Source organism: Streptomyces sp. NPDC003011 (assembly GCF_053591515.1).
Genome location: NZ_JBSFTY010000018.1, coordinates 92,705 through 112,551, shown reverse-complemented (window position 1 = coordinate 112,551; position 19,847 = coordinate 92,705). Strand labels below are relative to the sequence as shown.

Sequence of the window (19,847 nt, the reverse complement as noted above, 5' to 3'; positions counted from 1 at the left end):
ATCTACGACAAGCTCACCCCCGGCAGCCTCACCGGTGGCGCCTTCGTCGCCGGCACCGGCACCATCGACGACGACGGCAAGGTCGGCCCGATCGGCGGCATCGAGATGAAGACCGTCGGCGCGCGCGACAAGGGCGCCCAGTACTTCCTCACGCCCGCCGACAACTGCGCGGCCGCCGCGAGCGACGCCCCCGAGGGGCTCACTCTCGTGAAGGTGAACACCATCGACGACGCTCTCGGCGCCCTCAAGGACATCCGCTCCGGCGACACCGCCGACCTGCCGAAGTGCACGACGAAGTAGCCCCGAGGGCTACTCCTCGAACGTCGCCGCCAGCGCCTCCGCCAGCCCCGGCACGAGGTCGGAGCCGGTCAGGACCTCCGTCGGGGTGTCCTTCTCGCGCAGGCGCAGGGCCGACTCGCGGGCGCCGTTGCGCAGGACCGCGACCGTCATGCGGACCTCCTGGCGGTTCGGGTGCTCGGCGACCCACTGGGCGAGCTTCTCCTCGCTCAGCCCGTCCGGGACGGTCGCCTCGGCGGACGGCGGCAGCATCAGGCGCTCCACGGTGAGCGCGCAGCCGGCCACCGCGTCGGGCCAGGCGATCGTGGCGAGGAACTCGTCGAGCGGCTTGCCCGCGGGAATCTCATCCTGTTCGATCGGGGTGAGAGCGGTGGTCTCCGGCCGGGCCTCAAGGCCGAGCTGGGCCGCGAGGGCGGGTTCCTGGGCCTGCAGCCGGGCGGTGTCTACGAGGGCGAAGAGGCGGGCGGGCTGGTCCCAGCCGAGGCCGGAGGCGTATTCGTCGATCTCGAGTACGGCCCGGGTCAGCGGGCTCGCCGCCATGGGAGTGTTGGACATGGTCACAATCCTCTCTCGTTCAGGGCCGGAATCGGGAACCGAGTAAAGCGTGAGTAAGTTGCATAGGTGAGGGCCCACGATCACGTGGCCCTCGGACGGCCCGTGACGACGCGGGTCTGACGGACCAACAGCGAACTTCGAGGTGCGCACCTTGGCTTTCCAGATGCCGGACCGCGGCGGAGGCCCGACGGGGCCACGGATCAGAGTGGGCCGCCCGTCCCGGCGTGTCCGGACCCTGCTCATGACGCTGGGCGTCCTAGCCGTTCTCGGCATGGCGTTCACCATGTTCGCGGGGTTCTGGACGGACTGGCTCTGGTACCGGTCGGTGAACTACTCGTCCGTGTTCACGACCACCCTGTGGACCAAGATCGGACTGTTCTTCGTCTTCGGCCTGCTGATGGCCGTGGCGGTCGGCTTCAACATCTGGCTGGCCCACCGGCTGCGTCCACCGCTGAGTGCCATGTCGATGGAGCAGCAGAGCCTCGACCGCTACCGGATGGGCATCGCGCCGTACAAGACATGGCTGCTGCTCGGGGTCGTCTCCCTGGTGGGCCTGATCGCGGGCGCCTCCGCCTCCGGTCAGTGGCGGACCTGGCTGATGTGGGTCAACGGCGTGCCCTTCGGCCAGAAGGACCCGCAGTTCCACCTCGATGTCTCCTTCTACGCCTTCGACCTGCCCTGGTACCGGTTCCTGCTCGGCTTCGGCTTCGCCGCCGCGATCCTCTCCGTGATCGCCGCAGCGCTCACCCACTACCTCTACGGCGGCCTCAGGGTCACCTCCCCGGGCGCCCGCGCCACGGCGGCGGCGACCGGGCACCTGTCGGTGCTGCTGGGCATCTTCGTCGCCCTGAAGGCGGTCGCCTACTGGCTCGACCGGTACGGACTGGCGGTGAAGTCCAGCGACTTCAAGGCCACCGACAACTGGACGGGCCTCAGGTACGTCGACGCCAACGCCTATCTGCCGGCCAAGACGATCCTGTTCTGCATCGCCGTCATCTGCGCCCTGTTGTTCTTCGCCACCCTGTGGCGGCGCACCTGGCAGCTGCCCGTCATCGGCTTCGGCCTGATGGTGCTCTCGGCGATCCTCATCGGCGGCCTGTACCCGGCGATCGTGCAGAAGTTCCAGGTCCAGCCGAACGAGCAGGCCAAGGAAGCCCCGTACGTCGAGAAGAACCTCAAGGCGACGCGTGAGGCGTACGGCATCGACGACGCCAAGGTCTCCGAGTACGAGGGCAAGTCCACCACCACGGACAAGACCAAGCTGCGCGACGACGCCACCGACGCGGCCAGCATCCGCATCGTGGACCCGAACGTCGTCTCGCCGACGTTCCAGCAGCTCCAGCAGATCCGGAACTACTACGCGTTCCCGACCAACCTGGACGTCGACCGGTACAGCAAGGACGGCGCGGACCAGGACACGGTCATCGGTCTGCGCGAGCTGAACCTCAACGGCATCCCGAAGAACAACTGGATCAACGACCACTTCCGTTACACCCACGGGTACGGAGCGGTCGCCGCCAAGGGCACCGAGGTCGACTCGCAGGGCCGCCCGGTCTTCACCGAGTCCGACCTGCCGTCCAAGGGCGACCTCGGGACATACCAGCAGCGGATCTACTACGGCGAGAAGACCAACACGTACTCCATCGTCGGCGGTCCCCAGAAGGAGATCGACTACTCCGACGACAACGGTGAGAAGACCTTCAGCTACACGGGCAAGAGCGGGATCAACCTCTCCAGCCCGGTCAACCGGGCCGCGTACGCGGTGGCCTTCAACGAGCCGCAGATCCTCTACTCCGGAGCCATCGGCGAGGGTTCGCGGATCCTGTACAACCGCACCCCCAAGGAGCGCGTCGAGGCGGTCGCCCCGTGGCTGACCATCGACGGCGACGCCTACCCGGCGGTCGTGGGCGGCGAGATCCAGTGGATCGTCGACGCGTACACCACCACCAACGGATACCCGTACGCCTCGCGTACGACCCTGGGCGACACGACGGCCGACTCGCTGACCGCGAACAACAACTCGCGCGCGGTGGTGGCCCAGCAGAACCAGGTCAACTACATCCGCAACTCGGTCAAGGCGACGGTCGACGCGTACACCGGCGAGGTCAAGCTCTACCAGTGGGACACCCGGGACCCGGTCCTCAAGACCTGGATGAAGGCGTTCCCGGGCACGGTCGAGTCCAAGGCCGACATCCCGCAGTCGCTGATGGATCATCTGCGCTACCCGCAGGACCTGTTCAAAGTCCAGCGCGAACTGCTCAGCCGCTACCACGTCGAGGACGCGCAGACGTTCCTCAGCGGCAGCGAGGTGTGGCAGGTGCCCAACGACCCGACCAACAAGTCGGGCGACGCGGTACCGCCGTACTACCTGAGCATGAAGATGCCCGACCAGACGTCGCAGACGTTCTCGTTGACGACGACGTTCACGCCCAACGGCCGGGACAACCTCAGCGCGTTCATGTCGGTCGACGCCGAGGCGGGCACCAGCGACTACGGCAAGATCAGAATTCTGAAACTGCCGACGAACACCACGGTCAACGGGCCCAAACAGGTGCAGAGCCAGTTCAACTCCAAACCGGACATCGCCGAGACGATCAGCCTGCTCAGCCGCGGTGACTCCGATGTCGAGTACGGCAACCTGCTGGCGGTGCCACTCGACGGCGAACTGCTGTACGTGGAGCCGGTGTACGTGCGCGGTGGCGGTCTGAAGTACCCGCTGCTGCGGAAGGTGCTGGTGACCTACGGCGGCAACACCGCCTTCGAGAACACCCTCGGCGAGGCCCTCGACAAGGTCTTCGAAGCGGACGGTTCGACCACCGAGCCACCACCGGACGAGGGCGATACGACCACTCCGCCACCGACGTCCGCCAACCCCACGGTCCAGGAGGCGTTGAACGATGCCCAGGAGGCCTTCGACGCCGGCCAGGAGGCCCTGAAGAAGAACGACTGGCAGGCGTACGGCGAGGCGCAGAAGGACCTGGAGGCGGCACTGCGACGGGCCGAGGCGGCGCAGGCGGCCGCCGACAAGAACGGCGACGCCCCCGCTCCCGGCGGCAGTGCGAGCCCGAGCGGCAGTCCGAGTCCCAGTGGCAGCCCCGACAGCAGCTGAGCGAAAAGCCCACCTCGCGCCGTGGTACGGTTGCATCACAACGGCGCGGGGTGGAGCAGCTCGGTAGCTCGCTGGGCTCATAACCCAGAGGTCGCAGGTTCAAATCCTGTCCCCGCTACTGAAGTCGACGACGTGAGTCGTCTACCGGCAAAGGCCCGGATCCTGAAAAGGATCCGGGCCTTTGTGGTGTGCGAACGCATGTGCCGACACGGTGGACGGCCGTGCCGCCGAGGGGAGTTGGGGTGATCTGTGTTTGACTTGTCTCTCTGTGGGCATGTCGACAAAACGCTGTAGTGACCTCAATGGCTGCGGTATACCAGGTGTACCCAGGTTGCAGGTGGTGCGACGATGGACGTTATGGGGGACAAGGCAACTCTGTTCGAGACAGGGCGTTTTGTGCAACCTTCCGGGCAGGACGAGGTCGGGGAGGCAGCTGAGGATGCTGCCGAGGAGATCCGTCAGAGACTCGCCGCCGAAGCCGGCGACGTCGAGGCGATGAGCGTCCTCGGGGCCATGCTGCTGCGCCGTGGTGATCTCGACGGAGCCGAACCCCATCTGCGTGCCGCCACCGCGGCCGGTGACCGGGCCGCCGCCAACAATCTGGGGGTCCTTCTCCATCAGCGCGGCTACGCCGACGATGCCGCCGGGTGGTGGCGGATCGCCGCCGTCGCCGGGTCCGCCGCGGCCGCGCACGCACTCGGGCGCCACCACCGTGAGCGGGGCGACGAGCCCGCCGCGGAGTACTGGCTGCGCCAGTCCGCCGAGCAGGGGCACACGCTCGGCGCGTACGCGCTCGCCGATCTGCTGGAGCACCGGGGGGACGCCGGGGCCGAGCGGTGGATGCGGACCGCGGCCGAGCGGGGGCACCGCGAGGCGGCGTACCGGCTGGCGCGCGCGCTCGATCGCAGGGCCGCGCGCGAGGCGGAGTCCGGAACCGACAGCGGTGCCGCCGCGGCGGAGGAGGCCGAGCAGTGGTACCGGCAGGCCGCCGCGCGCGGTCACCGGCGGGCGGCGCTGCACCTCGGGGCGATCCTGGAGAAGCGCGGCGAGCTCAAGGAGGCCGGGCGTTGGTACCTGACGTCCGCCAAGGACGGCGAGGCGCGGGCCGCGTGCGCGCTCGGCTTCCTGCTGCGGGACGCCGGCGACACCGAGAGCGCGGCCGTGTGGTGGCTGCGGGCCGCGCAGGACGGCGACGGCAACGCGGCGAACGCGCTGGGCGCGCTGCACGCCGAGCGCGGTGAGACGCAGACCGCCGAGCGGTGGTACCGGGCCGCGATGGACGCCGGGGACGACAACGGGGCGTACAACCTCGGCCTGCTCTGCGCCGAGCAGGGGCGGACCGCGCAGGCGGAGCAGTGGTACCGGCGGGCCGCGTACGCCGGGCACCGGGAGGCGGCGAACGCGCTGGCGATCCTGCTGCTCCAGGGCGGGGACGCGACCGGGGCGGAGCCGTGGTTCTCCAAGGCCGCGGAGGCGGGGAGCGTGGACGCCGCGTTCAACTTGGGGATCCTGTTCGCCGGGCGGGGTGAGGAGCCGGTCGCGCTGCGGTGGTACGAGCGGGCGGCGGCCGCCGGGCACACCGAGGCGGCGTTGCAGGTCGGGATCGCGCGGCTGCGGGACGGGGACGAGCGGGAGGCGGAGCGGCATCTGCGGTGTGCGGCGGGGCGGGGGAGTGCCGAGGCCGCGTACCGGCTGGCCACCGTGCTGGACGCGCGGCGCCCGCCGGCGCCCGCGCATGAGCTCGGGGAGTCGGTGCACGAGAAGAGCGAGTGCGAGGAGTGGTACGAGCGGGCGGCGTCCCAGGGGCACCGGCGGGCACAGGTGCGGGTCGGAATGCTGGCGGCGGCCCGGGGGGACGTGGTGGAGGCGGCCCGCTGGTACCGGGAGGCGGCCGAGGCCGGGTCTCGCAACGGGGCGTTCAATCTGGGGCTGCTGCTCGCCCGGGAGGGGAGCGAGCCGGAGGCCGCGGTGTGGTGGACGCGGGCGGCTGATGCCGGGCACGGGCGGGCCGCGTTGCGGCTCGCGCTCGTCTACGCGCGTCGGGGTGAGCTGGCGGAGGGGCAGCGGTGGGCGGATCGGGCGGTGACGCTCGGGCCGAGGGAGGTCACGGAGCGGGCGGCTCGGTTGCGGGATGCGTTGCGGCAGGAACTGTCGGCGTGACGCACGGCGGCGGCGACGTTGCGGTGAGGCGGAGCCGTGAAGTGGGGCCGGGGATCGGCCGGGCTGTGGCGCGCGGCCTTCTTGGCGGACGCCGGGCGGGTCGGGTGGGGCTCGGGTGTCGTGAGAGGGGGTGACGGGACTGATTTGCCTCTGTCCGCTGTCTTGACGTAACGTTGCATTCATCGCCGCGGGGTGGAGCAGCTCGGTAGCTCGCTGGGCTCATAACCCAGAGGTCGCAGGTTCAAATCCTGTCCCCGCTACTGACGGCCGAGGGCCGGAATCCGAAAGGGTTCCGGCCCTCGGTGTTTTCCGGCTACGGCCAGTCGGCGAGGCTCATGCGGGCCGGCCGCGTGTCGGCGAGGGCGTTCGCCTCGCGGCGCGGGGCGCGCGGCCGACGGTGCGGGTCAACCCGGTGGCGTGGAGTCCGGGGTGCGGATCTCCCACGGTGGCTCCTCGCGGAGTGCGGTACGGGCGGGGGTGCCGCACGGCGATATGACGACCCGTCGGATACGGGAAGCCCGTACGCCGCAGAAAGCCCCGGCACCCATCGGTGCCGGGGCTTTCGGAGGGAACTCTTACGCCGCCGCGCAGTTCGGGCACACGCCCCGGTACGTCACCTCGACGTCCGAGACCGTGAAGCCGAAGCGCTCCGTGTCGGGGAGGTCGGCCAGCGGGTTGCCGGTGGGGTGGACGTCCCGGATGGCGCCGCACTGGGCGCAGACCAGGTGGTGGTGGGGCTGGTGCGCGTTGGGGTCGTACCGCTTGGCCCGCTGGTCGGTGGCGACCTCGAGCACCTCGCCGAGGGAGACCAGCTCGCCCAGGGTGTTGTAGACGGTCGCCCGGGAGATCTCGGGCAGCTTCGCGACAGCCCTGGCGTGGACCTCGTCGGCCGTCAGGTGGACGTGTTCGCCGTCGAGGACCTCGGCCACGACGCGCCGCTGCGCGGTCATCCGCCATCCGCGTCCACGCAGCCGTTCCAGTAGGTCACTCATACGCACCAGCCTAACAGCAAGGAGGACCAGGATGGGAACTGGTGTGACTTTGGATCTCTGCTTGACTTGGACTCTGTCCAATGTAGGATCGAGACTGGCTTCGGCCGAGTGACAGGAACAGCAAGGATTGGCGCAGGAGGCGTACGTGACGCAGGGACCGCTTACGACGGAGGCCGGAGCTCCGGTCGCCGACAATCAGAACAGCGAGACCGCGGGTGTCGGCGGCCCCGTGCTCGTCCAGGACCAGCTCCTGCTGGAGAAGCTGGCCCACTTCAACCGCGAGCGCATCCCGGAGCGCGTGGTGCACGCCCGCGGCGCCGGCGCCTACGGCACCTTCACGCTCACCCGTGACGTCTCCCCGTACACCCGCGCCGCGTTCCTCTCCGAGGTCGGCAAGCAGACGGAGACGTTCCTGCGGTTCTCGACCGTGGCCGGCAGCCTTGGTGCCGCGGACGCCGTCCGTGACCCGCGCGGCTGGGCGCTGAAGTTCTACACCGAAGAGGGCAACTACGACCTCGTCGGGAACAATACCCCGGTGTTCTTCATCAGGGACGCGATCAAGTTCCCCGACTTCATCCACACCCAGAAGCGCGACCCGTACACGGGCAGCCAGGAGGCGGACAACGTCTGGGACTTCTGGGGTCTGTCGCCCGAGTCGACCCACCAGGTGACCTGGCTGTTCGGCGACCGCGGCATTCCCGCCTCGTACCGCCACATGGACGGCTTCGGCTCGCACACCTACCAGTGGAACAACGAGGCCGGCGAGGTCTTCTGGGTCAAGTACCACTTCAAGACCGACCAGGGCATCAAGAACCTCACCCAGGACGAGGCCAACCGGCTCGCCGGTGAGGACCCCGACTCCCACCAGCGCGACCTGCGGGAGGCCATCGAGCGCGGTGACTTCCCGACCTGGACCGTGCAGGTGCAGATCATGCCGGCGGCGGAAGCGGCGACGTACCGCTTCAACCCGTTCGACCTCACCAAGGTGTGGCCGCACGCGGACTACCCGCCGATCACCATCGGCAAGCTGGAGCTCAACCGGAACCCGGAGAACATCTTCGCCGAGGTCGAGCAGTCGATCTTCAGCCCGGCGCACTTCGTGCCCGGCATCGGGCCCTCGCCCGACAAGATGCTCCAGGGCCGCCTGTTCGCGTACGGCGACGCCCACCGCTACCGCGTCGGCATCAACGCCGACCACCTGCCGGTGAACCGGCCGCACGCCACCGTGGCGCGCACCCATTCCCGGGACGGCCTCCTGTACGACGGCCGTCACGGGGGCGCGAAGAACTACGAGCCGAACAGCTTCGGCGGGCCGCTCCAGACGGGCCGTCCGCTGTGGTCCGCCACGGCCGTGACCGGTGACACGGGCAACCACCCGACCCCGGTGCACGCCGAGGACGACGACTTCGTGCAGGCGGGCAATCTCTACCGCCTGATGTCCGAGGACGAGAAGCAGCGCCTGATCGGCAACCTGGCGGGCTTCATCGCCAAGGTCTCGCGGGACGACATCGCCAAGCGCGCGATCGAGAACTTCCGTCAGGCCGACGAAGACTACGGCAAGCGGCTGGAGGCCGCGGTCCAGGCCCTGCGCGGCTGAACGAACACCCAGCACTGGATCGCTTGTCGTGAGCGGACGGGCCGGACCTCCCGCACGGGAGGGCCGGCCCGTCCGTGCGTTCAGGCCGGCACCCGCTGCTGTGCCGGGGTCCAGCAGCGGATGATGTCGCGGACCGAGACGATGCCGACCGGCTCGTCGCGGTCCAGGACGATCAGGTGGCGGAAGCCGCCGTGCGTCATGGCGCCGGCCGCGTCGTCCAGGGTCCAGGCCGGGGTGGCGAAGACGACGTCGGTGGTGGTGTGGGCGTGGACGTACTCCGTGTCGGGGCTCTGGCCGAGGCCGACGGAGTCGAGGACGTCGCGTTCGGTGAGGATGCCGATGCCGCCGGCGTCGGGATCGAGGACCACGGCCGCGCCGACCCGGCGGGCGGACATCAGGGCGGCGGCCTGGCGGAGGGTGTGGGTGGGGCCGATGGTGAGGACGACCTTGCTCATGGCGTCGCGGACCAGCATGGGTTCCGAGTCACCTCCAATGAGAGCGCCGAGCGGGTTCAGGCCCGGAGTCGCAGGCACCCGTTCAACACTTCACAAGTTCACAAGTGAGGGTGCTCTCAGAGTGGCAGGCAAAGCGGAGACCAACAAGAGGGCGCACGCGGCCAATTGAGGGCGCGCGCGCTCGTGTGTGCCTCACATCGGCTCGATGACGTTCTTGCGCGAGTGCCGGTAGACCACCGAGGTGCGTACGTCCGCGAGTTCCTTCCGTTCGGTCAGCTTGTCCAGGACCACCGCGTGCAGATGGTCGGCGTCGCGAACGGCCACGTGGATGAGGAAGTCGTCGGTGCCCGTCAGTACGAAGACCGCGATCACCTCGGGCATCCGCGCCACGAAGGCCTGGAACTGCTCGATGACCGCACGTGTCGGCGGCCGGACCCGCACGGCGATGATCGCCTGCAGTCCCCGGCCGAGCGAGGGCAGGTCCACCTCGGCGTGGAACCCGAGCAGCGCGCCGCGTTCGCGAAGGGAGCGCACCCGCTCCAGGCAGGTGGAGGGGGCGATCCCCAGTTCCTGTGCCAGATCCCGGTTGGTGCGCCGACCGTCTTGCTGCAGAAGCCGCAGCAGCGCCGAATCTAGTTCATCCATGTTCCGTCAATCTCCCGTGATTCCGAATGAGATTCGGCAAGCGTGCCACGTTCCTGGACTCCTTGCTAGCGTCCTCGGCGAAATCCCGTTCATGGTTCGCGTCCACGGGGCGGTCCATGCGGAGTCGGGGAGTACGGACGACAAGGGGGCACCAGCGGTGGACGAGCGGAGGACAAGGGTGGTGGCGGTGTGTGCCGTCATGGCGGCCGCGCTGCTCTGGAGCAGCTCGTACGCGGTGACCAAGGAGGTGCTGGCGGACGTCGGACCGCTGACCATCGGGGCCGTCCGCTTCACGATCGCGGCCGTGCTGCTCGGGATCATGGTGCGGGTGCGCCGTAAGCCGGCCGCCCGGCCGGACGCCCGGCAGCGGCGGTTGATCCACCTGAGCGGCCTGCTCGGCATCACGGTCTACTTCGTGCTGGAGAACATCGGCGTCGAGCTGTCGACCGCCTCCGACGCCTCCCTCATCGTGGCCTCCTATCCGCTGATGACCATGCTCGTGGAGCTGGTGGTCCTGCGGACCGGGATGCCGCTGCTCCGGCTCGGCGGCGTGCTGCTCGCCGCGGGGGGAGCCTTCCTGGTCGTGCGCAACGGGGCGGAGGTCGGAGGCGGCGCGCGCTGGTTCGGCGATGTCCTGCTGCTGCTCGGCGGTCTGGTGTGGGCCGGGTACAACGTGCTGGGCACGTACGCGGGCCGCGGGCAGGACGCGGTGAGCCTCACCTACCACCAGACCGTCGCGGGCGCCGTCGGGTTCCTGCTCGCCTCGCTCCTGGAGGCCGGGGACTGGCGGGTGCCGGACGCCACCGCCTCGGCGCTGCTCGCCTACCTGGCCGTGGCGTGTTCCGTCGGCGGCTTCCTGCTCTACAACTACGGCCTGCGCCGGATGCCCTCGAGCGTCGCGGTCAGCATCCTCAACCTGGTACCGGTGTTCGGTGTGCTCGGCGCGGTGGTGGTCAACGGAGAGACGGTCCGGCTCGCGCAGGTCCTCGGCGGCGTGGTCATCATCGCCGGTGTGGCACTCGGGCTGGTCGAGCGTCGAACGGCCGTGGGGAGCACCCCGGTTCCCGGGCCGGCCCCGGTCGGCGAGCGCGCCTGAAGAGGTCCGTCCTGAGGGCCGCCACCCGGGCCAGAACCAGAAACCAGGAAAAAAAGGGGAGCCCCCGCGTGCCGCGTCAGTAGCGCTCGTTGAGATACCCCAGGAACTCGTCGTGGAGCAGGCCGTTCGACGCCGCCGCGTTGCCGCTGTGCGGGCCGGGACGGCCGTCCAGGCCGGTGAAGGTGCCGCCGGCCTCCGTCACGATGACCGCGTTCGCGGCCATGTCCCAGAGGGACAGCTCGGGTTCGGCACACATGTCCACCGAGCCCTCGGCGACCATCATGTACGGCCAGAAGTCGCCGTACGCGCGCGTGCGCCACACCTCGCGGGTCAGGTCCAGGAAGCCGCCCAGGCGCCCCTGGTCCTCCCAGCCGGTGAGCGAGGAGTACGCGAAGGAGGCGTCGGAGAGCTTCGAGACTCGGGAGACGTGCAGCCGGGAGGCCGAGGTGAGGCTGCGGCCGGAGAAGGCGCCGTGCCCCTTCGCGGCCCACCAGCGGCGGCCGAGGGCGGGGGCGGAGACGACCCCCACGACGGGCTGGTAGCCGCCCTCCGCCGCCTCCATCAGGGAGATCAGGGTGGCCCAGACGGGGACACCGCGGACGTAGTTCTTGGTGCCGTCGATGGGGTCGATGACCCAGCGGCGGGGACCGGTGCCCTCGATGCCGTACTCCTCGCCGAGGATCGCGTCACGCGGACGGGCACGCTGGAGCTGGCCGCGGATGAGTTCCTCCGCGGCCTTGTCCGCTTCGCTGACCGGAGTCATGTCCGGCTTCGTCTCGACCTTGAGGTCGAGGGCCTTGAAGCGGGCCATGGTCGCCGCGTCCGCCGCGTCCGCGAGGACGTGGGCGAGGCGGAGGTCGTCGTGGTAGTCGGGCATGGAGGAACGGTATCTGCCGTGGTGGGTACGGGCTACAGGGGGCCCGGACGGGGGCGGCGCCCGGGACGGCAGCTCGCGCCCGCCTGCCGGACGCGCTCCCGGGCACCCCCGCGAACCCTTGACAGTGACTCTGTGCGCGTCAAATCTGGGCGCAGAGCCGATCGCCCCGGGAGGCGACGATGCCTGCAGCGCGGGAATCCCTGCTGGACGCCGCTTACACGGCGCTGGCGCGCCGGCCGTGGTCCGCCGTGCGGATGGTGGACGTGGCCGCGGCGGCCGGAGTGTCCCGGCAGACGCTGTACAACGAGTTCGGCAGCAAGGAAGGGCTCGCCCGCGCGCTCGTCCGCAGAGAGGCGGACGGCTATCTCACCGGCGTCGAACGGGCGCTGACCGGACCCGGCGACGCCCGGGAGCGGCTGACCGCGACCGCCGAGTGGACCGCCACCACCGCCCGGGAGAACGTGCTCGTACGGGCCTTGCTGACCGGCTGCTGGAGCGAGCGGCTGCCCGCGCCGACGCTGAAGGCCGTGCCCTCCTCCTCGGCGGTGCCCGCGCAGCGCCGGGCGGACGGCCCGCTGCCGTCCCCCGGCGACTTCGTGGCCCTCGTCCGTGACCGGGCCGTCACCGTGCTCCTGGGACCCGGCACGCCCGCGCCGGACGCCGCCGAGCTGGCCCGCTGCTGCGAACTCGTCGTCCGGCTCGCGCTGTCCTGCGTGGCGGCACCGCCCGGCGAGGGCGGCGTGGCGGATCTCCTACGGAGCGCGCTGCCCCGGCAGTTGACGCCCTGAGCGCGGTGGGCCGCCGCTCCGGCTGCCGCCTAGTGAGCCGATCCCGACAGCTGGAGCCCGATCACACCGATGATCACCAGGCTGATCGAGACGATCTTCAGCGTCGAGACGAGGTCACCGAGGAAGACCATGCCGTAGATCGCGGTGCCCGCCGCGCCGATGCCCGTCCACACGGCGTACGCCGGGCCCACGTCGAGCTTCTTCAGGGCCAGGGTCAGCAGACCGAAGCTGCCGAGCGCGAAGGCGCAGAACGCGATCGTCGGCCAGAGTCTGGTGAAGCCGTGCGACAACTTCAGACAGACGGCGAAACCGGTCTCCAGGAACCCCGCCACAACGACCAGCAGCCACGCCATGTGCTGTCCTCCCGTACGTCCACGTGTCCCAGCGTCTTGTGACCGCTTCGTCTGGCTCTGGTCAGGCCCGGATCCGGCTCGGTGATTATGCCCTTACCTGACCTGCCCGGGGACAAACAACGCGGAGGTCAGTCGCCTTCCGTCCGCTCCCTCGTGGACAGCAGCCGGCGCAGTGAGTACAGCCGGGCCGGGTCCGCGTGGCCCTCGGCCACCCAGGCGTCCAGCGCGCAGTCCGGCTCGTCGTGGCTGCACGCGCGAGGGCAGCCCTCCGTGCCGGGCTCCAGGTCCGGGAAGGCGTTGATCACGCGGGACGGGTCCACGTGGTGCAGACCGAACGACCGGACGCCCGGGGTGTCGACCACCCAGCCCGCGCCACCCGCCAGCGGCAGCGCCAGCGCGGAGGTCGTGGTGTGCCGGCCGCGGCCCGTCACCGCGTTGACGTGGCCGGTCGAACGCCGCTGCTCCTGCGGGACCAGCGCGTTGACCAGCGTGGTCTTGCCGACGCCCGAGTGGCCGACGAACGCGGTGATCTTCCCGTCGAGCTGCTCGCGCACCCGGGCCACCGCCGTGCCGTTCTCCAGTTCCTCGCGGCTGGTGACGACGTACGGGATGTCCAGGTGGCCGTACAGCTCCAGGAGTTTGTCGGGCGAGGCGAGGTCCGACTTCGTCATGACCAGGAGCGGGTCCAGGCCGGCGTCGAACGCCGCCACCAGGCAGCGGTCGATCAGGCGCGGGCGGGGTTCCGGGTCGGCCAGGGCCGTGACGATGGCGAGCTGGTCGGCGTTGGCGACGACCACGCGCTCGTAGGGATCGTCGTCGTCCGCCGTGCGGCGCAGGACGGACGTGCGCTCCTCGATGCGGACGATACGGGCGAGCGTGTCCTTCATACCGGTGAGGTCACCGACGATGGCCACCCGGTCGCCGACCACCGCCGCCTTGCGGCCGAGTTCACGGGCCTTCATCGCCAGCACGATCCGGTCGTCGACGAGGCAGGTGAGCCGGCCCCGGTCGACGGTGAGGACCATGCCCTCGACCGCGTCCTCGTGCTTGGGCCGGGTGTGCGTCCGGGGCCGGTTGCCCTTGCGGTTCGGACGCGAGCGGATGTCGTCCTCGTCGGTGTTCTTGCCGTAGCGGCGCATGGATGGTCCCTACGCCCCGAGCATCCCGGTCCACAGATCGGGAAAGTCCGGCAGCGTCTTCGCCGTCGTCGCCACGTTCTCGATCTGCACGCCCTCGACCGCCAGGCCGATGATCGCGCCGGCCGTCGCCATGCGGTGGTCCTCGTAGGTGTGGAAGATCCCGCCGTGCAGCCGACGCGGGCGGATGTGCAGGCCGTCGGCGGACTCGGTGACGTCACCGCCGAGTTCGTTGATCTCCTTGGTGAGCGCGGCCAGCCGGTCGGTCTCGTGCAGCCGCAGGTGGGCCACGCCCCGCAGCGTGGACGGGGAGTCCGCGAGGGCCGCGACCGCAGCGATGCCCGGGGTCAGCTCGCCGACCTCGCTCAGGTCCACGTCGATGCCGTGGACCGTGCCCGAGCCGGTGAACTCCAGGCCGTACTCGGTCAGTTCGCAGGAACCGCCCATCTCGGTGAAGATCTCGCGCAGCCGGTCACCGGGCTGGGTGGTGCGGGCCGGCCAGTCCGGGACGACGACCTTGCCGCCGGTCACCAGGGCCGCCGCCAGGAACGGCTGGGCGTTGGACAGGTCCGGCTCGATCGTCAGGTCCCGGCCCAGCAGGGCACCCGGGGTGACCCGCCAGACGTTCGGCTCGCCGCCCGACTCCGGGCTGTCCACCTGGGCGCCGACCGCGCGCAGCATGTCGACCGTCATGCGGATGTGCGGCATGGAGGGGAGCGTGGAGCCCGTGTGGCGGACCTCCACACCCTGGTTGAAACGCGGGCCGGAGAGCAGGAGGGCGCTCACGAACTGGGACGACGAGGACGCGTCGATCTCCACCGGACCGCCGTCCAGGGCACCCCCGCCGTGGACCGTCAGCGGCAGCGCGCCGCGGCCGTCGTCGTCGATCCGGGCGCCGAGGACGCGCAGGGCGTCGATCACGCCGTTCAGGGGACGCTCGTACGACCTCGGATCGCCGTCGAAGCGGATGGGACCGTCGGCCAGCGCGGCGACCGGCGGCAGGAAGCGCATCACCGTGCCGGCGTTGCCGACGTCGACCGTGACGGGGCCGCGCAGGCCGGCAGGCAGCACCCGCCAGGTCTCGCCCGTGCCGTCGGGGCCCACGCCCTCCTCGATGCCGACACCCATCTCGCGCAGCGCGGCGGCCATCAGGAGCGTGTCCCGGGAGCGCAGCGGGCGGCGCAGCCAGCCCGGCTCGGAGGCGAGGGAGGCCAGCACCAGGGCGCGGTTGGTGACCGACTTCGACCCGGGCACGTGGACCGTCGCGTGGACGGCTCCGCTCGCGTGCGGGGCGGGCCAGAGGCCGGTGTGTGCGGGGTTAACGGTCATGGCCCCCACTTTAATGGTTGGGCAGGGGCGGGGATCTTGATCAAAAAAGGCGGAACCGAGAGCCGCACCGCGACGGGGACCATGCCACGCATATATGCGCCCGGCTCCGGCCGCGCCGCGGCGGGGGCGTCGTCGCCCCGGGACCCGAGAGCTCCCGGGCGGAGCGGGCCGACCGGGTCCGCGGTGTCGATTCGGGGTTTTTCAATTCCTTCGGGACAAATGGAAACTGCCTTACGGAATTCCTGTGGCCGCGCTAAGATCATCTCCGCATCACCTCAGAGATTCGGAGTCTTCCGTGCCTTCCCTGCGTCGCACCTTTATCGCCGCACTTCCCGTCGTGGCGGCTTTCGCCACCGTTCTGCCCACGTCCACGGCGGCCAGCGCCTCGGCCGGGATATCGTGTACGGCCACGAATTGCGCACGATTCTTCTACAACAGCAACCGGCAGGGTTCCTCGACCTACTTCAACGCCGACAACGTCCCGGACTTCGCCGGCTACACCTTCCTCACCTCGGGGACCGGCAAGGGCCTGGCCGTCAAGAACAACGCCGCCAGCGCGCTGAACGACTCGCCCAACCTCATGACCGTGTACTACAGCAGCAACTACGGCGGGGCGTGCGACACCCTGTCGGCCTACGCCATCGCCGACCAGCTGCACTACACGTACAACGAGAACGCGTCGTTCCGCTGGAACGTGACCCGCTCCGACTGCTACGACTTCTAGTCGATCCGAGCGGAATTCATCGAGAAAGGCCCTGCGCGGAAATCGCGCAGGGCCTTGCCGGTACACATTCTCCGTACGTGTCCGGTGGGCGTCACACTTCCAGCAGCCAGCGACCGCCGCCTATCAGCGAGCACAGCGACACCGCGTGGAAGAGGAACAGCCACAATCCCGCCGGCACATGCGTGAGACGGGACAACTGGTCCGCGTCCGAGTCGCCCGCGCCGCCGCGGGAGCGCTTGGCCTGGAGCTCGAAGGCCGGGCGCACTCCGCCGAGCAGCAGGAACCACACCACCGCGTACGCGAACGCCGCCTGCACCTGCGGACCGGCCAGCCAGGACACCACCACGAACGTGCCGCCCGTGAGAACCACCGTGAGCGCTCCGTAGGCGTTGCGGATCATCACCAGCATCGCCACCAGCAGGATCGTGGCCAGCCACAGCAGCGCGGTGATGTGACCGGCGCCGAGCAGCGCGGCACCGCCGAGGCCGAGCAGCGGCGGCGCGGTGTAGCCGGAGGCCGCGGTGAGGATCATGCCGAGGCCGTGCGGCTTGCCGCGGCTGACGGTCAGGCCGCTGGTGTCGGAGTGGAGCCGTATGCCGGTGAGGGTGCGGCCGGTGAGCAGCGCGACCAGGCCGTGGCCGCCCTCGTGCGCGATGGTGATGGCGTTGCGCGACAGGCGCCACAGCCCGTGCGGGACGACCACGGCGAGCGCGGCGACCAGCGTCGCGAGGACCACCCACAGGTCAGGGTCGGGCTGGCCGCCGAAGATCTCGTCCCAGAGCGAGGCGAGCGAGTCGGTTGCGGTGGTGTGCATGTTCGGCAGTGGCTCCCGTAGGTCGGTGAACAGGGGCGGGCCGGCGCGCGGCGCCATCGTCGAGGGGTGGTGGCCGGGCGACGGGTGGGCCTGGCAGTCTGGCACGTATGTGCGGACGGTATGCATCGAGTCGTGGGCCCGGGGATCTCGCAGGAATCTTCGAGATCGAGAAGTGGGAACCCGAGGAGACCCTGGAGCCCGACTACAACGTCGCCCCCACCAAGGAGGTCTACGCCGTCCTCGACCGTCCGGTGAAGGACGTCGACGACCCGCGTCCGGTTCGGCAGCTGCGGAAGCTGAGATGGGGCCTGGTGCCGAGCTGGTCCAAGACCCCCGAGGGCGCGGCCCGCATGATCAACGCGCGCGCGGAGACCGTCCACGAGAAGCCGTCGTACCGGCGCGCCTTCGCCACCCGGCGCTGCATCGTCCCCGCCGACGGCTACTACGAGTGGGTCACCGGCAAGCAGGAACGGGACCTGGAGGTCGAGGGACGGAAGAAGCGGCCGCGCAAGCAGCCGTACTTCGTGCTCCCCGCCGACGGCTCCGTGTTCGCGATGGCCGGGCTGTACGAGTTCTGGCGGGACAGGACCCTGCCCGACGACCACCCTCGGGCCTGGTGGGCGACCTGCTCCGTGATCACCACCGAGGCCGAGACCGGCCCGCTCGCGGTGGCGCCCGGACAGGGACCGCACTCGCTGGCCGAGATCCACCCCAGGATGCCGCTGATGCTGACCCCGGACCGCTGGGACGCGTGGCTGGACCCGGCCCGCACGGACCCCGACGAGCTGCGCCCGCTGCTCGCCCCGCCGCCCGGGGGACTGATGCGGGCGTACCCGGTGACCACCGCGGTCAGCAACGTCCGCAACAACGGACCGGAGCTGCTGAAGGAGCTGGAAGGGCCCGAAGAGGGCACACTCTTCTGACGTGACGCAGATCATCGAGACGGACGCGGGCGCGGCCCGCATCACCTGGCACGAGGCGCGGCGGGCGCGGCTGGTCCTGGCGGTGAGCCACGGCGCCGGGGGCGGCATCGAGGCACGCGACCTCCAGGCGCTCGCCCGGACCCTCCCGGCGCACGGTGTGACCGTCGCCCTCGTCGAGCAGCCCTGGCGGGTGGCCGGCAAGAAGCTGGCGCCCGCGCCGAAGACGCTGGACGTGGGCTGGCGCGGCGTCTGGCCGGCGCTCACCGGGCCCGGCCTGCCGGTGATCTCCGGCGGCCGCAGCGCGGGGGCGCGGGTGGCCTGTCGTACGGCCACCGAGCTGGGCGCGCACGCCGTGCTGGCGCTCAGCTTCCCGCTGCACCCGCCGGGCAGGCCGGAGAAGTCCCGCGCGGCCGAGCTGCTGGGCGCCGGGGTGCCCACCCTCGTCGTGCAAGGGGGCAACGACCCGTTCGGGAGGCCGGAGGAGTTCCCCGAGGGGACGTACGAACTGGTCGGGGTGCCGAACGGCGATCACGGCTTCGCCGTGCCGAAAAAGGCGGACCTCACCCAGGAGCAGGCCGTGGCGATCGTCACCGGCGCGATCGCGCAGTGGGCCGGGTCACTGGGGTAAAGGCCCGGGAATGTTGCGGACGGGCCCTCTGTTGAGGCGGACACAAGCGCTGAAACACCAGCATCGAACGTCGTGGAGAGGAAGCCCGCCGCATGGGTTCCACCTACTGCCCGAGCCGCAGCAGCCGCGCCGGTCTGGACTGGACGGTGCTGCCCGCGGCCAGGACCGCCCCTGTTCGGGCGGCTGGCGGGCCGGATGGGCAAGCGCCGCCGACCCCCCGTCGTCTATCCTCCGATTCTGGCGGGACCGGTCTCGGCCCCGTCCGGAATCTTGAGGAGGTGGGTCCGGTCACCGGTACCGACGCAGGGACCGAACACGGCCAGGCGGAGCAGCCCGAGGGCCAGGGCAGCAGGGGCACGGAGTCGACCGCGGAGCGCACCGCGCGCTTCGAGCGGGACGCGCTCGAGTTCCTCGACCAGATGTACTCGGCCGCGCTGCGCATGACGCGCAACCCGGCCGACGCCGAGGACCTGGTGCAGGAGACGTACGCCAAGGCGTACGCGTCCTTCCACCAGTTCCGCGAGGGGACCAATCTCAAGGCGTGGCTGTACCGGATCCTCACGAACACCTTCATCAACTCGTACCGCAAGAAGCAGCGCGAGCCCCAGCGCTCCGCGGCCGAGGAGATCGAGGACTGGCAGCTCGCCCGTGCCGAGTCGCACATGTCGACGGGTCTGCGCTCCGCGGAGTCGCAGGCACTCGACCACCTGCCTGACTCGGACGTGAAGGAAGCGCTCCAGGCGATCCCCGAGGAGTTCCGCATCGCCGTCTATCTCGCCGATGTCGAGGGCTTTGCGTACAAGGAGATCGCGGACATCATGGGGACGCCCATCGGTACGGTGATGTCCCGGCTGCACCGGGGCCGCCGTCAACTGCGCGGCATGCTGGAGGACTACGCCCGTGAGCGCGGGCTGGTCCCGGCGGGCGCCGGAGAGTCGAACGAAGCGAAAGGCTCGGGCTCATGAGCTGCGGAGAGCCGCACGAGACGGACTGCGGTGAGGTACTCGATCATCTGTACGAGTTCCTCGACAGTGAGATGCCGGACGTCGATCGCGACAAGTTCAAGCAGCACTTCAAGGAGTGCTCGCCGTGCCTGGAGAAGTACGGCCTCGAACAGGCCGTGAAGAAGCTGGTCAAGCGGTGCTGCGGGCATGACGACGTGCCGAGCGACCTGCGCGCCAAGGTCCTGGGGCGGCTCGATCTGATCCGCTCCGGGCAGGCCGTGCCCGAGCACGACGTCACCGCGACCCCGCAGGACTCCTGAACCTCTCCCGGACCCGGGCCAGCGGGGCTGTCGTCACTCGAACGTGCTAATCCGCGGGTCATGAGCCCGCGTCACCCCCTCCCGTCGTCCTAGGCTCCGGACCCT

General features: G+C 70.3%; 20 protein-coding genes and 2 tRNA genes. 13 read left to right on the top strand and 9 right to left on the bottom strand.

Annotated features, from left to right (window positions below):
* A partial coding sequence (locus ACWD0J_RS12560; protein ID WP_451495754.1) for a S16 family serine protease occupies window positions 1-300 on the top strand: 300 nt, incomplete at its 5' end.
* A 9-nt stretch (window positions 301-309) separates the two neighbouring features.
* Here the strand turns inward: ACWD0J_RS12560 and ACWD0J_RS12555 are convergent.
* On the bottom strand, window positions 310-852 hold the full coding sequence (locus ACWD0J_RS12555) for a PPA1309 family protein (RefSeq protein WP_451495753.1): 543 nt from the start codon (window positions 850-852) through the stop codon (window positions 310-312).
* A 163-nt stretch (window positions 853-1,015) separates the two neighbouring features.
* Here ACWD0J_RS12555 and ACWD0J_RS12550 point away from each other — a divergent pair, with 163 nt between their 5' ends.
* From ACWD0J_RS12550 to ACWD0J_RS12535, 4 genes are all read left to right on the top strand, one after another.
* Entirely contained in the window at window positions 1,016-3,961 is a 2,946-nt protein-coding gene (locus ACWD0J_RS12550; protein WP_451495757.1) for a UPF0182 family membrane protein, read from the top strand.
* A gap of 44 nt (window positions 3,962-4,005) precedes the next feature.
* Window positions 4,006-4,079 (top strand) — tRNA-Met (locus ACWD0J_RS12545).
* A 230-nt stretch (window positions 4,080-4,309) separates the two neighbouring features.
* Window positions 4,310-6,121: a tetratricopeptide repeat protein gene (locus ACWD0J_RS12540; RefSeq protein WP_451495752.1), complete on the top strand. Its 1,812-nt coding sequence runs from the start codon at window positions 4,310-4,312 to the stop codon at window positions 6,119-6,121.
* 186 nt (window positions 6,122-6,307) lie between these two features.
* Window positions 6,308-6,381 (top strand) — tRNA-Met (locus ACWD0J_RS12535).
* A 315-nt stretch (window positions 6,382-6,696) separates the two neighbouring features.
* Here ACWD0J_RS12535 and ACWD0J_RS12530 read toward each other — a convergent pair.
* Entirely contained in the window at window positions 6,697-7,113 is a 417-nt protein-coding gene (locus ACWD0J_RS12530; RefSeq protein WP_286064636.1) for a Fur family transcriptional regulator, read from the bottom strand.
* A gap of 145 nt (window positions 7,114-7,258) precedes the next feature.
* Between ACWD0J_RS12530 and ACWD0J_RS12525 the strand changes: the two genes are divergently transcribed.
* Entirely contained in the window at window positions 7,259-8,710 is a 1,452-nt protein-coding gene (locus ACWD0J_RS12525; RefSeq protein WP_451495751.1) for a catalase, read from the top strand.
* An 80-nt stretch (window positions 8,711-8,790) separates the two neighbouring features.
* Here the strand turns inward: ACWD0J_RS12525 and ACWD0J_RS12520 are convergent, their stop codons facing one another.
* Entirely contained in the window at window positions 8,791-9,183 is a 393-nt protein-coding gene (locus ACWD0J_RS12520; RefSeq protein WP_451495750.1) for a CBS domain-containing protein, read from the bottom strand.
* A gap of 174 nt (window positions 9,184-9,357) precedes the next feature.
* Entirely contained in the window at window positions 9,358-9,810 is a 453-nt protein-coding gene (locus ACWD0J_RS12515) for an Lrp/AsnC family transcriptional regulator (protein ID WP_451495749.1), read from the bottom strand.
* Window positions 9,811-9,991: 181 nt separating this feature from the next.
* Here ACWD0J_RS12515 and ACWD0J_RS12510 point away from each other — a divergent pair, with 181 nt between their 5' ends.
* Window positions 9,992-10,906 carry a DMT family transporter gene (locus tag ACWD0J_RS12510; RefSeq protein ID WP_451495748.1) on the top strand — a complete coding sequence of 305 codons (915 nt, stop codon included), beginning with the start codon at window positions 9,992-9,994 and terminating at the stop codon, window positions 10,904-10,906.
* A gap of 76 nt (window positions 10,907-10,982) precedes the next feature.
* Here ACWD0J_RS12510 and hisN read toward each other — a convergent pair whose 3' ends face one another.
* Complete coding sequence (gene hisN / locus ACWD0J_RS12505) at window positions 10,983-11,783, bottom strand: histidinol-phosphatase (RefSeq protein WP_451495747.1); 801 nt, start codon at window positions 11,781-11,783, stop codon at window positions 10,983-10,985.
* Between the two features lie 179 nt (window positions 11,784-11,962).
* Here hisN and ACWD0J_RS12500 point away from each other — a divergent pair, with 179 nt between their 5' ends.
* Window positions 11,963-12,571 carry a TetR/AcrR family transcriptional regulator gene (locus tag ACWD0J_RS12500; RefSeq protein WP_451495746.1) on the top strand — a complete coding sequence of 203 codons (609 nt, stop codon included), beginning with the start codon at window positions 11,963-11,965 and terminating at the stop codon, window positions 12,569-12,571.
* 29 nt (window positions 12,572-12,600) lie between these two features.
* Here the strand turns inward: ACWD0J_RS12500 and ACWD0J_RS12495 are convergent, their stop codons facing one another.
* The 3 genes from ACWD0J_RS12495 to aroA form a co-directional block, all read right to left on the bottom strand.
* A complete protein-coding gene (locus ACWD0J_RS12495) occupies window positions 12,601-12,924 on the bottom strand; it encodes a DMT family transporter (RefSeq protein WP_451495745.1) in 324 nt (107 codons plus the stop codon).
* A gap of 128 nt (window positions 12,925-13,052) precedes the next feature.
* Window positions 13,053-14,063 (bottom strand): ribosome small subunit-dependent GTPase A, encoded by a 1,011-nt coding sequence (gene rsgA, locus ACWD0J_RS12490; RefSeq protein WP_451495744.1) that lies wholly within the window; start codon window positions 14,061-14,063, stop codon window positions 13,053-13,055.
* A gap of 9 nt (window positions 14,064-14,072) precedes the next feature.
* A complete protein-coding gene (gene aroA, locus ACWD0J_RS12485; protein WP_451495743.1) occupies window positions 14,073-15,389 on the bottom strand; it encodes a 3-phosphoshikimate 1-carboxyvinyltransferase in 1,317 nt (438 codons plus the stop codon).
* Between the two features lie 337 nt (window positions 15,390-15,726).
* On the opposite strand from aroA, the gene ACWD0J_RS12480 reads away from it, so the two are divergent.
* Window positions 15,727-16,113, top strand: coding sequence for a peptidase inhibitor family I36 protein (locus ACWD0J_RS12480; RefSeq protein ID WP_451495742.1), 387 nt, complete (start codon window positions 15,727-15,729; stop codon window positions 16,111-16,113).
* Window positions 16,114-16,204: 91 nt separating this feature from the next.
* On the opposite strand, the gene ACWD0J_RS12475 is transcribed toward ACWD0J_RS12480, so the two are convergent.
* On the bottom strand, window positions 16,205-16,927 hold the full coding sequence (locus ACWD0J_RS12475; protein ID WP_451495756.1) for a M50 family metallopeptidase: 723 nt from the start codon (window positions 16,925-16,927) through the stop codon (window positions 16,205-16,207).
* 107 nt (window positions 16,928-17,034) lie between these two features.
* On the opposite strand from ACWD0J_RS12475, the gene ACWD0J_RS12470 reads away from it, so the two are divergent.
* From ACWD0J_RS12470 to rsrA, 4 genes are all read left to right on the top strand, one after another.
* A complete protein-coding gene (locus ACWD0J_RS12470) occupies window positions 17,035-17,850 on the top strand; it encodes an SOS response-associated peptidase (RefSeq protein WP_451495741.1) in 816 nt (271 codons plus the stop codon).
* 1 nt (window position 17,851) lies between these two features.
* A complete protein-coding gene (locus tag ACWD0J_RS12465; RefSeq protein ID WP_451495740.1) occupies window positions 17,852-18,478 on the top strand; it encodes an alpha/beta hydrolase family protein in 627 nt (208 codons plus the stop codon).
* Between the two features lie 278 nt (window positions 18,479-18,756).
* On the top strand, window positions 18,757-19,443 hold the full coding sequence (sigR, locus tag ACWD0J_RS12460) for an RNA polymerase sigma factor SigR (RefSeq protein WP_451495739.1): 687 nt from the start codon (window positions 18,757-18,759) through the stop codon (window positions 19,441-19,443).
* Window positions 19,440-19,742, top strand: coding sequence for a mycothiol system anti-sigma-R factor (rsrA, locus tag ACWD0J_RS12455; RefSeq protein WP_451495738.1), 303 nt, complete (start codon window positions 19,440-19,442; stop codon window positions 19,740-19,742). The genes sigR and rsrA overlap by 4 nt, the downstream gene beginning before the upstream one ends.
* Window positions 19,743-19,847 lie beyond the last annotated feature (105 nt).